This is a genomic window from Parasphingorhabdus sp., assembly GCF_036963805.1.
Taxonomy (GTDB): domain Bacteria; phylum Pseudomonadota; class Alphaproteobacteria; order Sphingomonadales; family Sphingomonadaceae; genus Parasphingorhabdus.
Window position 1 is genome coordinate 168,571 of record NZ_JBALUN010000005.1, and the last position, 20,412, is coordinate 188,982.

Below are 20,412 nucleotides of genomic sequence, written 5' to 3' on the forward strand. Positions count from 1 at the left end.
CTCATTTCATACTGCACACAATCAGGGATTTTACATTAGCGGATAAATCAAGTTCTGAAACATTGGTACAAAGCCCGCATTCGCCGGGACCAATAGCCTCCCCCCTCGTGGTGATTTGACCTTCCAGGGGAATGATTTGCCATTCCCCTGCAACAACGCCCCTTAATATAGCATTATCGTCGCCCATAACCTGAAACAAACGGAAATGGGGGCCATCGATCAATCGTGCGGATTGATCTGCCTCGGCCTCGACATAATATTGCATGTCATAAGGAGCAGGCGTAGCGACAGCCAGGGCATCATCCAAATGCAATTCGCGGGGCCGCCCATAGTCGAACAGCCTATAGGTTACGTCCGCATTCTGCTGCACTTCGATAAGGCTTATCCCAGACCCTATGGCGTGTATTGTACCAGCCGGAATATAAAAAATATCGCCCTGTTTAACCGGTTTCCAATCGACAAGTTGCTCGATTTGGTCGCAGACAACGGCAGCGCGTAATTTGGCCGTACTAACCTCTTTGGTCAGTCCGATGCCGATAACGGCGTCCGGTTCCGCATCCAATATATACCAGCATTCCTCCTTACCGTTGGCCAAACCTTGCCGGCGCGCCTGACGATCATTGGGATGAACCTGAATAGACAGCTTTTCGCTGGTGAACAAATATTTGACCAATAACGCAGGCGCAATGGCTTTGGGCGGAGCAAACCAGATTTCGCCGATTTTCTCCTTTTGCTTGCCGCCGAATATCTTCGGCAAGGTCAATTGCCCCCATGGTTTTGGAACTTTTTTTTGTTTCAGTTTCATGTTCCGTCCATTGACCCTTAGCCTCGGCCGATACTCGTATATTCCAGTCCGCTTTTCGCAACATCTGCTGGATGATATATATTTCTCAAGTCCACCAACGCTTTCCCCGCCATAGCAGCAGATAGCTTATCGAAATCAAGCGCACGGAACGCGTCCCATTCCGTCACGATCACAACAGCATCTGCATTTGTCGCCGCATCATAGCTGCTTTCTGTCATCGTGACGTTGGGCATGATTTCGGCTGCTATTTCCATGCCCTCGGGGTCATAGGCGCTCACTTCGGCACCCGCATCAATAAGAGTCTGCGCGATAGCGATAGATGGCGCATCGCGCATATCATCTGTGTTCGGTTTAAATGTCAGGCCAAGCAGCGCCACTTTTTTGCCCCGGGCCTCTCCACCCAAAGCCTGGATGACCTTGCGTCCCATGGCCCGTTTGCGCTGATCATTGACCTGCACGACCGCTTCCACGATCCGCACAGGACTTTCATAATCTTGAGCAGTTTTTAGCAGTGCCAAAGTATCTTTTGGAAAACAGCTACCGCCATAACCGGGGCCTGCATGGAGGAATTTGGATCCAATGCGGTTGTCCAAGCCAATTCCGCGCGAAACTTCTTGTACATCAGCGCCGACTTTCTCACACAAATCAGCAATTTCGTTGATGAATGTTATCTTGGTCGCCAAAAATGCATTGGCGGCATATTTGATCAGTTCAGCCGTCCGCCGACCCGTGAAAAGGATCGGCGATTCATTGAGAAATAGTGGGCGGTAAATTTCACTCATTATATCTTTTGCCCATTCGACCTCAGCGCCGATAACAATCCGATCTGGTCGTTTAAAATCGTTAATAGCAGCGCCTTCCCGCAGAAATTCAGGATTGGATACAACTGCAAATTGATTGGCATCAAGTTTTTTGGATAATATCAATTCGACATCATCGCCTGTCCCTACGGGCACCGTAGATTTGGTCACGATTACGGTTGGCTTGACGATTGCATCTGCAATTTCTTCACTGGCCGCATAAACATAGCTTAGATCAGCATGACCATCGCCCCGCCGTGATGGAGTACCAACCGCGATAAACACCGCATCGCAGTCTTTTACCGATGCCTTCAGGTTGCCGGAAAAAGATAGGCGGCCACCATCCACATTGCGTTCGACCAGACTTGCCAGACCAGGCTCGAAAATTGGCATGATATTCTGTTCAAGCTTGTCAATTTTAGCGGGGTCTTTGTCTACACAAATGACTTCATGGCCAAAATCAGCAAAACATGCGCCAGATACCAAACCCACGTAGCCGGAACCAATCATCGCAATTTTCATAAATATCCTTTATCCCACTATAAACTATACGGTGACCATCACCAGATTCCGAGTATCTGTGGCCTGATCAAAATTCTCGGTCAAGCTTAGTCACTTAATCCGGCTACTATACAGCCCGTTCCAGCTTTTGTTAACGGAAACGGGAAAATGTATTGTGTTAGCCCAATATACAACTTCCATTTTTCTACATATTAAAATGACCAATGAATTTGAATTATTTGGTAAATGCTATAAAATTGGTTATGATCGCCTGATCAACTACCAAAGCGTGGTTTGACCAACCAAGGACTTACACAATCAAAGCCATGACCATTTTAGTCACTGCTATTCTAGAAAAAATTGCCAATTTTCCGCGCTGGATGAAGCAGGCGATCGTATTGATCGTGGATATTATCCTGTGTGTCCAATCAATTTGGATTGCCTATTCCTTGCGCATCGGCGTCTGGATCTATTGGGATTTGGCAATCCAGAAGGTCGTATTAGCTGCGTTGTTGACAATGTTACCGATGTTCTACTTCCTCGGCGTTTACAATGCGATTTTTCGCTACGCAGGCACCGGCATGATGAAAACCTTGGTGAGGGCTTTTATTATCTACACCATCCCGATGGTTGTCATTTTTTCGATTGTAGGTTTGGCGGGTGTTCCAAGAACAATCGGGGTCATTCAACCGATTATTTTCTTCATATTGGTTGGGTTTTCACGCATTACCGCGCGTTATCTGATGGTCGACATTTTAGGGCGCAACCGCTTTGGTGGGCAAGTTAAAACAGTCCTGATTTATGGCGCCGGCAACGCTGGCCAGCAATTAGCTGCATCTATGCGGACCGAGCCTGCAATGAAATTATGTGGTTATATAGACGATGACCGGCGTCTTAACGGCCAGAAGCTGGACGGGAACAAGGTTTTTTGGAGCGACAATCTGCCGGAAGTTATCGATAAATATGCCGTCACTGACATCCTGTTAGCGCTTCCGAACATTTCCCGTAAAAAGCGGCGTGCCATTGTTGATAAAATTCAAAAATCCAAGGTCCATGTGCAGACCCTTCCGAATATGAAGGATATCATGGACGGGCAAGTTTCGTTTAACGATATTCGCGAACTGGATATCGAAGACCTTCTTGGTCGCGAACCCGTTGCCCCCAATGAATTGCTATTAGGACGGACTATTGTTGGCAAGAAAGTCTTGGTAACCGGGGCCGGAGGATCAATCGGTAGCGAACTTTGCCGCCAAATCCTAAAATCTGGCCCGCACAAGCTCATCCTGTTCGAATTGTCGGAATTCTCGCTTTACGCGATTGAAAAAGAACTGAGGAAATATTCGAAAGATCATGGTTTTGAGGATATCGAAATCCTTCCTGTTCTGGGCTCAGTCGCGGATGCAACTCGATTGGAAGAGATTTTCTCTTATTGGCAGCCAGATACAGTTTTTCATGCCGCAGCCTATAAGCATGTACCTCTTGTAGAGGCCAATCCCATTGAAGGTATCAGAAATAATATATTGGGTACCTACGCAATAGCGAAGGCGGCTCATACGGCTAACGTTCGCGATTTCATCTTAATCAGTACCGACAAGGCAGTTCGTCCCACTAATGTCATGGGGGCAACCAAACGCGGGGCAGAACAAATTATTCAGGCCTTTGCAGAGGCCAGTGAAACCAGATTCTCTATGGTTCGTTTTGGCAATGTCTTGGGGTCAAGTGGTTCTGTCGTTCCCCTGTTCCGGCAACAGATTGAAATAGGTGGGCCAATTACGCTGACGCATCGCGACGTCACGCGTTATTTCATGACTATTCCAGAAGCAGCGCAGCTCGTCATTCAGGCTGGCGGAATGGCAAAGGGCGGCGAGGTTTTTGTTTTGGATATGGGAAAATCAGTGCGGATTATCGATTTAGCGAAGACTATGGTTCATCTGTCTGGCCTAACCATTCGCGACCAAGCCAATCCAGATGGTGATATCGCAATCGAAGAAGTAGGCCTGCGCCCCGGCGAAAAATTATATGAAGAACTGATTATCGGGAATGATCCGAAATCGACAGTCCATAATCGGATCATGATGGCTCACGAAAGTCATTTGGGTCAGGCCACTCTGGAACAGCTTTTAGATCAAATTAGAACATGCCGGAACTCGGAAAAAGCGATAGCGCTTTTGAAAATATTAGTTCCTGAATTTGAACATGAGCGGGACAATGAAGCAGTCAAACAAGCATCCTGAAAATATTATTGGCCAAATTACAGGGCCATAATATCTTCGCAAATCTTAAAGCGTGCGAACCAATTTTAATAGTCGGTCGGCATCCTGCCTGTGACAGATCAGCAAATCGGGCAAATAAGGGTCTTCTCTATTATATCGCAATGCACTTCCATCAATGCGAGAACAATGAAGATCGTGAGCTTCGGCTACGGCGACCGGAGCGCAATTATCCCATTCATATTGACCGCCCGAATGCAGATAAATATCGGCCTCTCCCCGGACCACGGCCATAGCTTTTGCTCCCGCTGATCCCATAGCTATGAGGTCTGCATCCAATATCTCGGCAATCGCAACCGCTTCCTTGGCAGGCCGGGAACGACTGACCAGCATCCTCAGTTTATCCGCACGGACCGGCAAACCAATAGGTTGATCGCTGCGCAACGTCAAACCAAGCCCAGGCAAAGCTACCGCACCGACAGTTGCCCTTCCCTCGATGGCCATTCCGACGTGCACCGCCCAATCACTTCGGCCCTCGCCATATTCGCGGGTACCGTCCACCGGATCGATTATCCAGACCCGCTCTTTGCTCAATCGCGCGCTGGTATCCTTGCTTTCTTCAGAGAGCAGACCATCATCGGGGCGCAGGTCGCGCAGCGCAGCTACCAATAATTCATTGGCCGCTTTGTCACCCGCATCACCAAGCTGTTTGCCAATTAAATCAGAGTTTTTGCGCAATTCCAAAAGCAATTTTCCAGCATCTTTCGCCAATTTGGCCGCCAATTCCGCATCCGTCATATTGTATAGGTCCAATTGCTAATAATTTTATCCACTATAATCTCGGCCGCTTCTTCCGGACTCATTTTGGTCGTATCTATGCGCATTTCAGCAGTGTCAGGAACTTCATAATCACTATCAATACCCGTGAAATTCTTAAGCTCTCCGGCGCGGGCCTTTTTATAAAGCCCCTTCACATCACGCTCTTCCGCCACGGAAAGCGGGGTATCGACAAATATCTCGATAAACTCACCCTCTGGTAACATAGAACGGACGAGTTGCCGTTCCGCGCGAAAGGGAGAAATAAAGGCAGTGAGCACAATAAGCCCGGCATCGGCCATTAATTTGGCAACTTCACCGATACGGCGGATATTTTCCACACGATCTGCGTCGGTAAACCCAAGGTCTTTGTTCAGCCCATGGCGGACATTATCACCGTCTAAAAGAAAACTGTGCTTGCCAAGAGCATGCAGACGCTTCTCGACCATGTTGGCGATTGTCGATTTTCCGGAACCGGACAGACCGGTAAACCAGACTACGCGTGGTTCCTGACTCTTTTGCAGGGCGTGAGCAGTCCGGTCAATATCGACATTTTGCCAATGGACATTTTGCGATCGTCTTAAACAGAAATGGAGCATTCCGGCAGCAACTGTCGCATTGGTGATCTTGTCGATCAGAATGAAGCCGCCCATGTCGCGATTATCGGCATAAGGTTCGAACACAATCGGCCGATCGGTCGAAATTTCAGCCACGCCAATATCATTAAGCTCCAGCGTCTTTGCTGCAAGCTGCTCCATATTGTTGATGTTGACCTGATATTTGGGCGATTGAATGGTCGCGCTGACAAATTGATTGCCAATCTTCATCCAATAGCTGCGACCCGGCAATAGTTCCGATTCATCCATCCAGACGATTGTGGATTCAAACTGGTCGGCAACCTGTGGCGGAGCATCAGCAGCAGCGATCACATCTCCGCGGGAACAATCAATTTCATCCGCAAATGTTAACGTGACAGACTGGCCAGCCACTGCTTCATCAAGATCACCATCCATCGTCACTATACGTTTCACCGTAGATGTTTTACCCGAAGGCAAGACACGAACCTCATCGCCCGGAGCGACCGTTCCGCTGGCAATCTGTCCGCTAAATCCCCGAAAATCGAGATTGGGCCGATTCACCCATTGCACCGGCATCCGCAGGGGTTTGGATTGGTTGATCGTTACCATGACCTCAACATCTTCGAGATGGGCCACCAAGGCAGGTCCGTCATACCAAGCCATATTGTCAGACTTGCTAGTGATATTATCACCCGCCAATCCCGAAATCGGAATAGGTGTGAAAGCCGATATGCCAATTTCTTTCGCAAAAGCCGTATAGTCAGCGACGATCTGGTCATAAATAACCTGATCATAGCCCACCAAATCCATCTTGTTCACGGCAACGACAAGATGTTTGATACCGATTAAATGCGCCAAATAGCTGTGACGCCGGGTCTGAGTCAAAATCCCTTGCCGGGCATCGATTAAAATGACCGCCAGATCCGCCGTCGACGCGCCGGTAATCATATTGCGGGTATATTGCTCATGCCCCGGTGTATCGGCGACAATGAACTTACGCTTTTCTGTCGCGAAGAAGCGATAGGCCACGTCAATTGTGATGCCCTGCTCACGCTCAGCGGCCAAGCCGTCAACCAACAGCGCGAAATCTATCTCTTGCCCTTGTGTGCCAACTTTTTTGCTGTCCGCTTCCAAAGATGCCAGTTGATCCTCAAATATCATCTTGGAATCATAGAGCAAGCGCCCGATCAGCGTCGATTTGCCATCATCCACCGAACCGCAGGTAATGAAGCGCAACATCGTTTTATGCTGATGCGTTTCCAGATAGCTATCGATATCGTCGGCAATCAGTGCATCTGTTTTGTAAATTATGTCCCGACTATCCATTAGAAATAGCCCTCCTGCTTCTTCTTCTCCATTGAGGCGGCCTGATCATGGTCAATAGCCCGCCCCTGTCGTTCCGATGTTGTGGTCAGCAGCATTTCCTGAATAATCTGGGGCAACGTGGTGGCCGTACTTTCGACAGCACCGGTGAGAGGATAGCATCCTAAGGTCCGAAAACGGATCGAACGCTCCACTGGTTCCTCCCCCTCTTCAAAACGGAAACGTTCGTCATCAACCATAAGCAGCATGCCATCGCGTTCCACTGTCGGCCGAGGAGCAGAAAAATATAACGGAACAATCTCGATATTCTCAAGATGAATATATTGCCAAATATCCAGTTCCGTCCAGTTACTGAGCGGAAAAACCCGGATACTTTCACCCTTGGATTTGCGAGTATTATAGAGCTTCCAAAGCTCAGGACGTTGGTTTTTGGGGTCCCAGCGGTGATTCGCAGACCGGAAAGAAAAAATTCGCTCTTTCGCGCGGCTTTTTTCCTCATCTCTTCTGGCGCCGCCAAAGGCCGCATCAAAACCATATTGGTCCAGCGCCTGCTTCAAACCTTCGGTCTTCCACATATCCGTATGCAAAGCGCCATGATCAAAGGGATTAATACCGCGCTCTTTAGCTTCGGGATTTTGATGGACAAGCAACTCCATGCCAGCATCTTTCGCCGCTTTCTCACGCAGCTTATACATTTCCTGGAATTTCCATGTGGTATCGACATGCAGCAGGGGAAAAGGAGGGGGCGATGGGAAAAATGCCTTTTTTGCAAGGTGCAACATCACGGCACTATCCTTACCAACAGAATAGAGCATCACCGGACTCTCTGATTCTGCAGCAACCTCACGCATGATGTGAATCGCCTCGGATTCGAGACGTTGAAGGTGGGTTAAAGCCTTGGCGGTTGCTGGGTGCTGCACTTTACAAGTTCCGATAAAAATAAGAATAACTGCACAGCACTTAGCAAATCTCTATGAATAACGGGCACAATATTTTCTAATCAAAGCGAAACTTCGCGTATATGAAAACATCAGGTTCTTTACACAAGCTGGGCTTATATCCGCCCCAGTTATGAATATGCGCTACCACTGTCAGCCCCACATGTATTTTCAATTTATCTGGAAGTACCGCCGTGCTATGCAACCGTACTTTGGGAGGGGATAATCTTCAAACAACATGAATAGTGCCGTTGACCAGCGCAGATTACCCATTTTCTGGATCAGCGTCTGAAAGCTAAACTGTAGTTGATTAGGATTCAGGTCATTAGCCAAATAACAATGAGAGCGTTGGCAGTTACATGTCCTACACGATTAATATGAACGGAGAAAATGACGTAAATGCCCCTCCCTATGTGAATTTCCCGCTAGTCAGGGTCAAGGCGCTCAGGCGCGTTATCGTGGGTGGGAAGCTCAGACACAAGTTGACAGCGCTTTTGGCGCCAATCGGCTACGGAAAGACTGTGCTGATGAGTTTGGTCTTTTCTGAATTGCAACGCACGGGCAAGCAATGTGTCTGGATTTGTCTCAACGAACGTCACGCCACACTTGAGTCGATCATAGATATGATAGGCTTACAGCTAAAATTGCAAGCGCAAGAAACGCACCCGACCGGGGCATTATTAGGTGGCAAGGCCTCAATTGAACAGCGGACAGACTATTTGCTGAACAACCTCCGTTCAAGTCCGCTGCCGATGGCAATCTTTATCGACAATTTAAACTATTGCTCAGATGCGGGTATAAACACCCTCATGAACCGGCTTGTCTTTGACAGTGCTCCACAGATCGAATTAGTCGTCAGCAGTATAGAAGATATTCCATTCAATCGGACAAGGGCGGAGCTTGAAGGATTGTTATTACCTCTCGGTCCCAGCGATCTGCGGCTAGAGAGAAGCGAAGTTGAACAGATATTTCCTGACGATTTAAAAGCCAAGCTTGGAGAGAACGGGATACAAACGGTTCTTGATCGAACCGAAGGATGGCCCGCCGCGATCCGAATGATCCAGATTATTCTGGAAAGATCGTCTGATGTCACCCAATCGCTCGAATCGATAAGTGTTTCACATAGCTTACTTGCGGAACTGCTGAACGACGAGATATTGTCTCGGCTCGATGATGATTTAAAATCTCATTTGCTGGAGCTAAGTCTTCTCCACACATTTTCGACTGACCTATGTCAGGAAATCTGGTCAGATCCTGATTCTGTAAAAATGCTGGACAGTCTGATTCAACGTAATATTCTTATGGTTCCGCTGGACTCTCGCAGCGGCTGGTTTCGTTTCCATGGCCTCCTTCGCGAGTTCTTGATCGCCCAGGCAATGAAAGTCATTCCGTGCGAGCGCCGTCTAGATATATACCGCCGCGCCGCACTTTGGAGCGAACGCAATGATTTGTGGCAGGACGCAATAGAATATTCACTTGAGGGCGAGGCATTCGGCCATGCGACCGACTTACTTGATCGCTTCGCAGAACGAGCGGTACGAGATAGCGGCCACATTGCCAAATTTCTTAGATGGACCGATATACTTCTAAAGAACCAAGTATCGCTCGCACCCCAAACTGAATATTGGCTTATCTGGGCATTCGCGTTCCGGCGCCAATATGATGTAGCTAAACGGCGCGTTCAAAAGTTGAGGACACGCTTGGGAACAACGCAGGTCAAAAGTTCGGCGACGAACTACTCTAAGCTACGGCGTCGTATTTCGCTGTTGCAGGCATCGATTGACAGCCTGACAGATAACGCCGCGGAAGCGCAACGTGAAGCCACAGATTGGTTAGCCGAAGCGCAAGACGGTGACGACCCATTTGAAGTTTGCGCTGCTCATTGCATCGTAGGGAATAGTTATACATCACAGCATTGTTTTACGAAGGCGAGGGTAGCCCTTCAATCTGCAAAGCTATCTGCATTCAAAGCCAATAGTGTATATGTAAACGGTTGGGTCGCGACATATAGCAACCTGATCACGATTGCGGAGGGAAACTATTCCGAAGCTTATTCCGACCTCATCAGAGAAATAACCCGCACACGTTCCGAACTCCCCGAAAATTCGGAAATCACGGGCGCCCTAGCGCTGGTTGCCGCTAAATGCGCCGTCGAAATGGGACTAGAATCGGAGGCACGCGAACTCCTTAAAAAAGGCCTTCCGCACCTTCGCACACATGGTTTCCTCGAGGTGGCGGCCTGCGGTTTAAACGCAGCGGTTGCCCTATGGGATGGCGTCTCGGCAAGTCCTTACGACCGACAGTCGCTGCAGGAAATTGCAAATAGTTATCCGCCCCGGCTCTCGCTCATGCTGGGCTGCTTTATTACCAAACGTTATCTAGAGTTGGGACGCGTGGAAGAAGCGGCCGAGGAAGCTTCAAGGATCGGCATGCATGCCGATTTGACTGATCCTGGCAACTTACTATCCTCAGATCTGCCGCAGATGCATGATATCTTTACTATTACCCACGCAGACCTTTTGTTGACCGCACGGAATTTTGAGCCTGCAAAGCTGCTTATCGAAAACGGCATTTCACGCGCGCGCGCGGAAAGGCGAACTGCAAAGTTGGTGAATTGGCTGCTGTTAAAAACAGAGTATTTCAGCGAATCCCAAAACATCGAAGCCGCGAAAGGGTCCCTACTGGAAGCCATCCGATTGGCAACCAGCCGAAGGATTAAACTGCCCTTCATGGTCCGTAGCAGTCGGCTTGCGCATATTATGAACGCAATTCGCACGGAACATGCCACACTTGCACATGACACCGAGCGGCATTATTTTCTCGAATTGTTGGAGAGCATGGGCTTAGAGCTGAGCACCCAAGGTCATCAACCGCTACAATCTATGAAGCCACAACTGCTTGACCGCCTTACCACAAGGGAATCGGACCTTTTAAGATTGCTTTCAGCCGGCATGAGCAACGAACAGATTGGAAACCGCCTCAATATCTCCAAGACTACGGTCAAATGGCATTTACAAAATATTTACGGCAAGTTTGATGTCAAGAACCGTTCCACAGCAGTAGCCCATGCGAGAGTCCTCGGCCTAATCAATTAAGTCCGTTCGATTTCTCTTAGGCAGATTAATCTCGCGGCTCGCATTCAAGGTTTCTTATAAATATAGAGACCGCGTTTATATTACTCACCCACCCACACCAGAACTTTCATTTCGCTAGAGATGCAACTGCATCACAAGGCTCAGCGGCGATAATGGCTGCCGGGTTGATTGTTCATGCTTACAGGCTTCGTCCCACTAACTCCTTTAAGATTTCTGAGCTACCACCATAAATCCGCCGAACCCGGGCATCCCGCCATATCCGGGCGATGGGATATTCGTTCATATAGCCAGCGCCACCGTGTAATTGCAGCGCTAAATCACAAATCATCCATTGCGTTTCTGTGTGCCATAATTTGGATGCCGCGGCTTCCTCCGCAGTCAATTCACCATCGACATGACGCGCAATTGCCCAGTCCAGATGCGCCCATCCAACTTGCAATCGTGATTTGGCATCAGCAAGCGTGAAACGGGTATTTTGAAAATCAAAAACTGGCTTACCAAAAGCCTTGCGCTCTTTTACAAAACTCAACGCCTCATCAAAAGCACGCTGCGCTGCAGCCTGCGCAGTGATAGAGATGGACAGTCGTTCTTGCGCAAGTTCGCTCACCAGATAAATAAAGCCGCGATTTTCTTCGCCGACTAAATTGGTTACAGGGATGCGCACATCGTTAAAAAATAGTTCCGAAGTATCTGCTGACCATTGCCCGATTTTATCAAGATTGCGCCCGCGCTCAAAACCCGGCCTGTCAGTTTCAATGAGAACAAGAGAAGTCCCTCTCGCGCCAGCATTTACATCGGTTTTACAAACGGCAAGAATAAGTTCCGAGTTTTGTCCATTAGTAATATAAGTTTTCGATCCATTGATAATATAATCATCGCCATCGCGAATTGCCGAGGTTTTAATGCCTTGCAAATCAGAGCCGGCACCCGGTTCGGTCATCGCAATGGCACAAATTTTATCTCCGCTTACCATTTGGGGAAGCCATTTTTCCTTGAGCTCCTCGCTCGCATAACGCAAAATATAAGGCATGGTGATGTCCGTCTGCAGTGTCAGGCTGTCAGACATCATGGCATAGGTAAACTCCTCATTAATGACCGCGTTATATGTGAAATCCAGCTCAAGGCCGCCATATTGTGTCGGCAAAGCAAGACATAAAAGGCCAGCGTCGCCTGCCTTTCGCCAAAACTCCCGGCTGACCATGCCCGCCTCTTCAAACTCTTCTAAATAGGGCGTGAATTCCTTAGCCAGAAATTTTCGTACCATATCCCGAAATTGGCTGTGTTCAGTGCCAAATATCTTACTGCCGTCGCGGTTGAGCATTCTGCTTCTCCATTATATTTCTGAGCGGGCCGATTAACGACGCCAATTCGATGAACTGACGACCTGTTTCTAATCACGTGAATAATGAAAATTTAATTTGTCGCCAAAATCATTTCGGACGCCTTCTCAGCAATCATCATTACGGGAAAATTCGTGTTGCCACTGATTATCTCCGGCATGATTGATGCGTCCACCACCCGCAGGCCTGAAATGCCTCTGACACATAATTTATCATCAACGACGGCCATATCATCACTGCCCATTTTGCAAGTTCCGACCGGATGATAGAGCGTATTGGCGTTGTTACGGATATATTCGTCCAGATCAACGTCGGACGTAACCTGCTCACCCGGCGCATATTCACTTCCACGAAAGTCATTATAGGCAGACTGCGCAAAAATCTCGCGGGTCAGCCTGATCCCTTCACGCATCACGCGCAAATCTTCCGATTCAGTCAGATATTGCGGATCAATTTTTGGAGCGATTGTTGGGTCACTCGATTGTATCCGTACTGTGCCAGCGCTATGGGGCCTGCTAGCATTCAACACGGCCATAAAGCCTTCTTCTTTAATAATATCACGGCCATGGTCATTGTACATCAGCGGCACGGAATAGATTTGAATATCCGGATATTCCAGTTCGGGGCGCGATTTTAAATGCGCCCATGCTTCCAGCGCGCTGACTGCAGTAGATCCGGATTTAAACAGCAAATATTGGCCTAGCGCCTTAACCATTGCCAGCGGTTTTAGGCTGGATAGCAGTGAATAGGGTTTTGTCATCCGCTGTTTAACCGCGATGGAGAGATGATCCTTCATATTACGTCCGACGCCGCGTAATTCATGAACTATCGGGATATTATGCGTCTGAAAGTCATTAGGATCGCCAATGCCCGATAGCTGCAAAAGCTGGGGCGAGTTAATCACACCGCCGCATAGAATAATTTCTTTGCGCGCACGGACTGTTTTGGACTTTCCTTTTTTCAGATAGTCAACTCCGACGGCACGCTTTTCGTCCGTTACGACCCGCTGCGCCAAGGCACCGGTAATCACCTGCAAATTAGCCCGCCCTAAAACAGGTCTTAGATAGCAAGCCGAGGCACTCTGCCGCAGACCATTTGCATAATTGCCTTGCATTTGGGCCATCCCAATTGGATCTCCCTCATTCATATCCTTGTTAAACGAATGTCCCGCTTGTTGCCCGCCATCTAGCCATGCACGCGATGTCGGATTCATCTCCTCGATAGGTGACCATGTAACGGTGACCGGCCCATCCTGTCCGCGAAACTCTGGATCGGCAGCGGCGCAACTTTCTATTTTTTTAAAATAGGGGAGGCAATCCTGATAGGACCAGCCGCTATTTCCCATTTGCGCCCATTGGTCATAATCGCCTGCATTGCCGCGCGCGACAACAAGGCCGTTTATCGAGCTGGAACCGCCAAGCACCTTGCCGCGCGGAAAATACGCTATGCGCCCATTCAAGCCCGATTGAGGGGTCGTTTCATACCCCCAATTGCCTTTGCGTGATTTCATTAATTCGAAAAAACCCGCAGGCATGCGATAAAACAGGCTGCTATCGTTACCGCCTGCTTCCAACAACAACACTTTATTTGCCGGATCAGCACTCAACCGATTTGCGAGAACACAGCCAGCAGAACCCGCGCCAATGATGATATAGTCGGCGTCAAAATCCATCTTAATGCTGATGCCCTGGCGTGGTAAGGATCAAACCATCCAATTCATCGGTCATCACTATCTGGCAAGAAAGCCTGCTATTGTCGCGCAATGCATCAGTCAGTTCAAGCATTTCAGTTTCATCGCCCGGTGTCATCGGCCCAGTTTTATCGAACCATTTCTGATCAACATAGACATGACAAGTGCCGCACGCGACTGCGCCGCAACAATCGCCGTCTATCCCAGGAACGCCGTTGTTGAGGGCAGCCTCCATCGCACTTGTACCTACAGGAGCGTCAACAACCTGCTCGTGGCCGTCTTCTGTAACGAACGTAATTTTAGGCATAACTTGCCTCCTTATTGGGAAATGTTGGAGTATTTCAAAAATCATCCGTTCAAGCGTGAAGCTTAACGGACATTTCCAAAAAGCCATGAATCAGATTAGAGGGAACCCGCACAGGTTCACCAATCACTTCGATCCGCGAAAAACGCTCAAGCAAGCCTTCCCATAATATCCGAAGCTGCATTTCTGCCAGACGATTGCCCAAGCAACGGTGAATGCCAAATCCGAAAGAAAGGTGGTAGCGTGCACGCGGACGATCAACGATGAAGTCCATCGGCCTATCAATCACATCTTCATCGCGATTGCCGGAAAGATACCACATGGCGATCTTGTCGCCTTTTTTGATAGTGTGACCATGAAACTCGACATCCTCAAGCGCGGTACGGCGCATATGTGCGATCGGGGTCTGCCATCGGACAATTTCCGGCACCATGGTAGCAACCAAACTGCGATCTGCCTTCGCTTTGCTAAATTCTTCAGGGAACAGATGGCAAGCCAACGCGCCGCCAGACATTGAACTGCGCGTCGTATCATTCCCCCCCACAATCAACAGCGCCAGCATGCCGAGAAAATCTGTTGGCGAGAAATCTTGCATCTCTGGCGAATGCGCGAGCATTGAAATCAAATCCGGCTTGGGCGGAAGAGATTTGCGTTCATCATAAAGACCTTGAAAATAGCCAAGGCATTCCATCAATTCAGCTTCGCGCTCTTCCCAGCTAGCCACCAAGCCCTGACCGGGGCGCGTGGTGATAAGGTCAGACCAGCGGGTAAGCTTGCGCCGGTCCTCAAAAGGAAAATCCAGCAATGTGGCCAGCATCATTGTAGTCAGTTCAATAGAAACCCGGTCCACCCAGTCAAAGGTTTCGCCAACCGGCAAGCCATCTAAAACTGTGGTCGTTCGATCCTGAATAAGAGCTTCAAAACGAGCTAGGTTTTCCGGCGCCATGATCGGACTAACGGCCATGCGATGAATATCATGCTTAGGCGGGTCCATACCCAGAAAATTGGGAAGGTCTATGCCGCCATCAACTGCATTCAGCGTCGTATCATCAAGTACAAAGCTACCCACACTGACATCGGATGAGAATATTTTATGGTTTTTCTCCATCTCGATTATGTCATTAAATTTCGTTATCGACCAAAATGGCCCGACATGACTGTCTTTGCAATAATGTACCGGGGCCTCACGGCGCATCCGTTCAAAATAGGGGTGCAGCCCTTCTCGCTCAAAAAGCTCTGGGCGGCTAACATCAAATTCCTCTAATGGCATCGAAGCCGCAATATCCCTATCTGATTGCTGTTTTACCTGCGCTTCGTCCATATATATTCTCCTATTTTTTTATTCTTCCACAGCCGAAACAACGGATGAGAAGATCACCATATTCATCATTCCAAACATTATTGTATCATAATGCCCTAACCCACCCCCTACTTTGGTATAGGTTCGGTTATTACCGCTAAATTTATAGTAAAAACTGCCTATGCAATCAGATCTAAAAGCCGCGCTGTTTGCTGCCGGCAACACACATCGCAATTTCAGCAGAATTGTGAAAAAGGCCTAGTCAATCGCCTCGCCCAAAAAACCGTTGCCCCTCGCACCGGAAGGATGCAATTCTGAAAAAGAAAAATTCATCAATATTATTAACATACGAGTTAATCCGTCACCCATCTGATGACATCAAAGGCTATGGCTATAAAATTATGAACTTGCGGTTCTTAGAACCCAGCCAGTATCCTTTCCATCAACCAACGCCCTCAACTTTATCTCTTTAGTATCGCAAAAGCGGCACCCCATACAAAAGTATGGTTATTCTAAAGCATAGCCGAACTAGCCTCATCATTATAAAACATAGGTAGGGGGCATGACGATACTGGACAAGGACCACCCATCAGCGGAATGGATAAATGATCTGCGACGGCGCTTTGAGATCGAAGCTCAAATTGACAAATTACTTACCCGCAAAATGGAGCTGCACTCTGGCCCGGGCTATAGCTCGGACCGATTGGAAGATTTGTTGAGTGGACTGGATGCACTGCTCAAAGCCAAAATCGGTTCTGGTTTCAAGCTTCATAAAGCCCGCTGGCTTTCAGGCGGCGCATCAAAATTACAAATGGCCTTTGATCTGGAATGGAACTGACCCAATATTGGCCAAATCAAAACAGCCATGGTGCTGCGCATGGAACGGGCAGAATCCATCGTCGCTACCAGCCGCCTTCGCGAATTTGAGCTAATCCGTGCGATGGAGAGGCATATTCCGGTTCCAACCGTGTTCTGGTGTGATGAAGAAGGAGAATATCTCCCGTACCCCGCACTCATTTATGAATTTGCCGTCGGCATCACCAAACCCAGCGATACGACTGCTGGTGTTTCTGGCACGGGAATACAATTGTCGCTAGAGATAAGGACCAAACTTGCCCCGCAATTTGTCGGGCATCTCGCCAAAATTCACAGCATCAAAGTGGCCGACGCGGGGCTAACAGCATTTACTCCCCCCTCTCCGAGCCTACAGTGCGCCGAGTGGAGCATCAATTGGTGGGAGCGTGTATGAGAAGAAGATGCCGATGAAGAAATCCCGCTCCTCCGAGTGGCGGCGGCGTGGCTTCGGCGCAATATGCCTTCGCTCGAAACACCCGCGATCGTCCATTCCGACTATCGCCTCGGCAATTTTCTATTCACCGAACATGATATGCAACTCAGCGCGATATTGGATTGGGAATTGGGCCGGGTCGGCGATCGTCATCAGGATATAGCATGGACCACCAGTGGTACCTTTGGCAGCGTTGATACTGATGGCAATTTTCTCGTTTACGGCATGCTGCCGGAAAATGAATTTTTTGATAGCTATGAAAAAGCATCTAGAATGACCCTTTGTCGAAAAACAGTCCATTGGTATCAGGTCTATAATAATTTCAGCCTCGCCATTTTATTGATCGGTTCTGGTTACCGCGTTGCGCGCAATGGCAAGACCCATCAGGATGTCCTTGTCGCATGGCTTTCTGGACTGTCGCATGTCGTGCTGGACCAAATGTTAGAGCAATTAGAGGGAGGTCGATAAGTTGCAGCTACGTCCAGAGATTCAGATCAAAACGATAATAAAAGCCATGGTCGATGTTGTCATGCCCACTCTGCAGCCGGACAACCAACTCGCCGCTGAACAATCGCAGCTGATTGTCGGCATATTGCAGCTCATGGAAAAGCAGCTTCCCGTTCAATATCTGTTCGACCGCGATGAACTTACACGATTAACGGAAACAGCGAAAACGTTAACGTCGCTGTGAAAGCGCAAATGCGCGGCCGAGCTTGCGTCGGCGGAGCAAAGCGCGACGGATATTTTCCTCCGTTGCCGCGCTGACCCCGCCGAATTACTGGCCTCTATACGCGCCCTGCGCAGCAATATCGGCGCGGCTTTTGATTCTATCGCTGCAACAGATGCCAACCCGGCAGCACTCGCCAAGGCCGAACAATGCATCATGAAAATGTCGCGCGAACAGCTGCTCCGCGATCGTGCTTTGCTCATCTCACAAGGCTGGGAGCTTAATTCCGGTTCTCTACCAGCAATTGAGGCAATGCTTGAAGTTGATTAGAACGAAAAGAATCTCATCGTATTTGCTAGCTCAACGGGATTCTGATTGGCTGATTTTCTACTAAAGTCTTTTACATTTGAAGCTACTCGAAGCCTCTGCCCGAGGCGGCAAGCTGACACCAACAACCTACTAGCTTTCATGTCCCTGGCATGAAGCAAGCAAAGTGATGACGTAGTTTAACTTTTTACGGCCAGATAATTTTGAATTGCACAACCACTATTTCTACAGCGGTGCTGACGGCACATAATCTGTATAACCTTTATCTTCACCAACATATGCTTAATCCATGTTGGCATCAGCCAGCGGGAGCCGCAAGCGCATGCGATCAACCAAATCTGGATTGGCTATATAGGAGCGGCCGAATGATATCGCGCTGGCACGGCCGGCAGCTATATAGTCAGCAGCTGATTGTGCTTCAAAGCTGCCATTCTGAAGACGGCACCCGTATATACTGCGCGCAGCTTTTCCGATACGGGATTGGCGGGCTTTTCCACGAAGCCGGAGGCAATCGGTTCGATTAGATGGATGTAAGCAAGCCTTACATACTCAGCTATGGAACCAATAGCTGCAGCCAATGCTCCCGGATTTTCGTCTCCCATACCCTTGCGTTCGCCGGTGGGGCTGATACGAATTCCGGTTCTATCGGGGGCGACGGCCGATGATACTGCTTCTAGAATTTCGCGAAGGAACCGTGTCCGGTTTGTTACATTTCCGCCATAATCGTCAGTTCGGTGGTTTGACTGCGATTAAAAAATTGATCGATAATATAGCCGTTCGCACCGTGTATCTCGACGCCATCAAATCCTGCGTCCATGGCATTTGCTGCCGCGCGCGCATAAGCGGCGACCAGCGAAGCGATATCACCTTCGTTCATTTCACGCGGAACAACGTAGGGCTTAATTGGCAGGAAGAGGCTTTTACCACCTGCAGGGCGGGGAGCAACTGTTTCGCACTCACCGGCAATTGGAGATGGGGCAATTGGTTTTTGCCCTCCGATATAATCTGGCAGGACCAATCGACCCATATGCCAAAGCTGTGCGACAATACGGCCGCCTGCTTGATGCACTGCATCAGTAGCGAGACGCCATCCATCCACCATTTCAGGCGACCAGATTCCCGGCGCACGATACCACCCCATGCCAACAGGATCGACTGCAGTTGCTTCTGGAACGATTAATCCGTAATCTGCGCGTTGCGCATAATATTGAGCCATTAATTCGCAGGGGATATGATTTACGCTTGCTCGTGCACGGGTCAACGGGGCCATGATTATGCGGTTTGGAAGGTTTAATGATCCAATTCGGACGGGGGCGAATAGCGCGTCGATGGACATATAATATTTACCTTAATTTACTCGTCAGCTATGAAGCCGATAATCGGCTCTTCCGTGATCGGGAGGGGTCGATGCTATCCATTATTACATAATTTGAGACTGTCGCCCTTCTGGCCGCCTCATTTTTATCAAGAAGCAGGCTAGCTCAAACAAAAGGGCTGAAGCCCCCACCCGGCATAAGTCGGAGACACTTCAAAAGCGGGACACTAAAGTGAGATCGCGATAGCTCTAAACATTACATTTATGACAAAGCTAATCCAATTGTGGCCAGCGTTGTGCCAACGCTCCATCCTCCATCAACAAGATAAGCCTGCCCTGTCACATAAGCAGCATCATCACTGGCGAGGAAGTGGACCATCGCTGCGATATCTTCTGGTTGTCCGATACGCCCCAAAGGAGCGAGTGCCTCCATTGCCTTATCCAAAGCATCACCATTGACCTCCACTGCGAGCGGCGTCCTTACGCCGCCTGGACATACGCAATTCGCTCTTATATTGCGTGGACCAAGCTCAATCGCTGCAGTCTGTGTAAGCGAGATAACGGCGGCCTTTGACATCGCATATTCCCCCCATCCAGGGGTTCCCTGCATCGCAGAAAGTGATGCAGTGTTTATGATCGTACCGCCACTGGTCATCCGTTTGGCGGCTTCCCTCACTCCGGCAAGAGTGCCCAGCGCGTTGACCCGAAAATAACGATCCGCTCGCTCAAGATCAGCTTCTTCTATATTATGCACATTAGCAATACCGGCATTATTGACCAATATGTCGAGCTTTCCGTATTCCGATATGGCTTGGTCCAACATAGCAGCTACTTCATTTTCATCGCTAACATCAGTGCGCCGAAAGCTGCATCCCCAACTCTCGACCTCTACTTTGGCGTCCGCTAAATCCGCAACCAACACCGATGCGCCTGCTTTGTGCAGACGCTGCGCAGTTGCAGCGCCAATGCCCGAAGCACCGCCAGTGTCCGCCGTCAGCATTCAATAGACAGACTGGTTGCATAAAATAAGTGAGTGTTTTGGTTTTATCGCAGTGACTGTAAGGAACGAAGATGAAAGCAAAACACTCAAAAGCCCCCGCGGAGCGGGTGGTGAA

At 49.0% G+C, this 20,412-nt stretch carries 14 protein-coding genes and 2 pseudogenes; 5 read left to right on the forward strand and 11 right to left on the reverse strand.

What is annotated here, in order from left to right; all coding sequences use genetic code 11:
* Position 1: 1 nt before the first annotated feature.
* The gene (locus V7676_RS13670) at positions 2-805 is read right to left on the reverse strand and encodes a class I mannose-6-phosphate isomerase (RefSeq protein ID WP_335660258.1); all 804 of its coding nucleotides are present in this window, start codon (positions 803-805) and stop codon (positions 2-4) included.
* A gap of 17 nt (positions 806-822) precedes the next feature.
* Positions 823-2,127, reverse strand: a complete 1,305-nt coding sequence (locus tag V7676_RS13675) for a UDP-glucose dehydrogenase family protein (protein ID WP_335660259.1) — start codon at positions 2,125-2,127, stop codon at positions 823-825.
* Positions 2,128-2,432: 305 nt separating this feature from the next.
* Here V7676_RS13675 and V7676_RS13680 point away from each other — a divergent pair, with 305 nt between their 5' ends.
* The gene (locus V7676_RS13680; protein ID WP_335660260.1) at positions 2,433-4,340 is read left to right on the forward strand and encodes a polysaccharide biosynthesis protein; all 1,908 of its coding nucleotides are present in this window, start codon (positions 2,433-2,435) and stop codon (positions 4,338-4,340) included.
* 45 nt (positions 4,341-4,385) lie between these two features.
* Here V7676_RS13680 and V7676_RS13685 read toward each other — a convergent pair whose 3' ends face one another.
* From V7676_RS13685 to cysD, 3 genes are read right to left on the reverse strand one after another with little or no spacing between them, the layout of a single operon-like run.
* Positions 4,386-5,114 carry a 3'(2'),5'-bisphosphate nucleotidase CysQ gene (locus V7676_RS13685; protein WP_335660261.1) on the reverse strand — a complete coding sequence of 243 codons (729 nt, stop codon included), beginning with the start codon at positions 5,112-5,114 and terminating at the stop codon, positions 4,386-4,388.
* Positions 5,111-7,036 carry a sulfate adenylyltransferase subunit CysN gene (gene cysN, locus V7676_RS13690; RefSeq protein WP_335660262.1) on the reverse strand — a complete coding sequence of 642 codons (1,926 nt, stop codon included), beginning with the start codon at positions 7,034-7,036 and terminating at the stop codon, positions 5,111-5,113. Before cysN ends, V7676_RS13685 begins: the two co-directional genes overlap by 4 nt.
* On the reverse strand, positions 7,036-7,953 hold the full coding sequence (gene cysD / locus V7676_RS13695) for a sulfate adenylyltransferase subunit CysD (protein WP_335660263.1): 918 nt from the start codon (positions 7,951-7,953) through the stop codon (positions 7,036-7,038). The genes cysN and cysD overlap by 1 nt, the downstream gene beginning before the upstream one ends.
* A gap of 377 nt (positions 7,954-8,330) precedes the next feature.
* On the opposite strand from cysD, the gene V7676_RS13700 reads away from it, so the two are divergent.
* The gene (locus V7676_RS13700) at positions 8,331-11,066 is read left to right on the forward strand and encodes a helix-turn-helix transcriptional regulator (protein ID WP_335660264.1); all 2,736 of its coding nucleotides are present in this window, start codon (positions 8,331-8,333) and stop codon (positions 11,064-11,066) included.
* A 178-nt stretch (positions 11,067-11,244) separates the two neighbouring features.
* Here the strand turns inward: V7676_RS13700 and V7676_RS13705 are convergent, their stop codons facing one another.
* From V7676_RS13705 to V7676_RS13720, 4 genes are all read right to left on the reverse strand, one after another.
* Positions 11,245-12,387, reverse strand: a complete 1,143-nt coding sequence (locus tag V7676_RS13705) for an acyl-CoA dehydrogenase family protein (protein WP_335660265.1) — start codon at positions 12,385-12,387, stop codon at positions 11,245-11,247.
* Positions 12,388-12,479: 92 nt separating this feature from the next.
* Positions 12,480-14,078 (reverse strand): GMC family oxidoreductase, encoded by a 1,599-nt coding sequence (locus V7676_RS13710; protein ID WP_335660266.1) that lies wholly within the window; start codon positions 14,076-14,078, stop codon positions 12,480-12,482.
* Position 14,079: 1 nt separating this feature from the next.
* Positions 14,080-14,403, reverse strand: a complete 324-nt coding sequence (locus V7676_RS13715; protein ID WP_335660267.1) for a 2Fe-2S iron-sulfur cluster-binding protein — start codon at positions 14,401-14,403, stop codon at positions 14,080-14,082.
* A gap of 49 nt (positions 14,404-14,452) precedes the next feature.
* Complete coding sequence (locus V7676_RS13720; protein WP_335660268.1) at positions 14,453-15,721, reverse strand: cytochrome P450; 1,269 nt, start codon at positions 15,719-15,721, stop codon at positions 14,453-14,455.
* Between the two features lie 541 nt (positions 15,722-16,262).
* Between V7676_RS13720 and V7676_RS13725 the strand changes: the two genes are divergently transcribed.
* The 3 genes and pseudogenes from V7676_RS13725 (at position 16,263) to V7676_RS13735 (ending at position 17,679) form a co-directional block, all read left to right on the forward strand.
* Positions 16,263-16,538 carry a hypothetical protein gene (locus V7676_RS13725; RefSeq protein ID WP_335660269.1) on the forward strand — a complete coding sequence of 92 codons (276 nt, stop codon included), beginning with the start codon at positions 16,263-16,265 and terminating at the stop codon, positions 16,536-16,538.
* Positions 16,539-16,565: 27 nt separating this feature from the next.
* A pseudogene (locus V7676_RS13730) lies at positions 16,566-17,456 on the forward strand (phosphotransferase family protein).
* 1 nt (position 17,457) lies between these two features.
* Positions 17,458-17,679: a hypothetical protein gene (locus V7676_RS13735; RefSeq protein ID WP_335660270.1), complete on the forward strand. Its 222-nt coding sequence runs from the start codon at positions 17,458-17,460 to the stop codon at positions 17,677-17,679.
* A gap of 695 nt (positions 17,680-18,374) precedes the next feature.
* Here the strand turns inward: V7676_RS13735 and V7676_RS13740 are convergent.
* Positions 18,375-19,318: pseudogene (locus tag V7676_RS13740) on the reverse strand (oxidoreductase).
* 241 nt (positions 19,319-19,559) lie between these two features.
* The gene (locus tag V7676_RS13745; protein ID WP_335660271.1) at positions 19,560-20,297 is read right to left on the reverse strand and encodes an SDR family NAD(P)-dependent oxidoreductase; all 738 of its coding nucleotides are present in this window, start codon (positions 20,295-20,297) and stop codon (positions 19,560-19,562) included.
* Between the last annotated feature and the right edge of the window lie 115 nt (positions 20,298-20,412).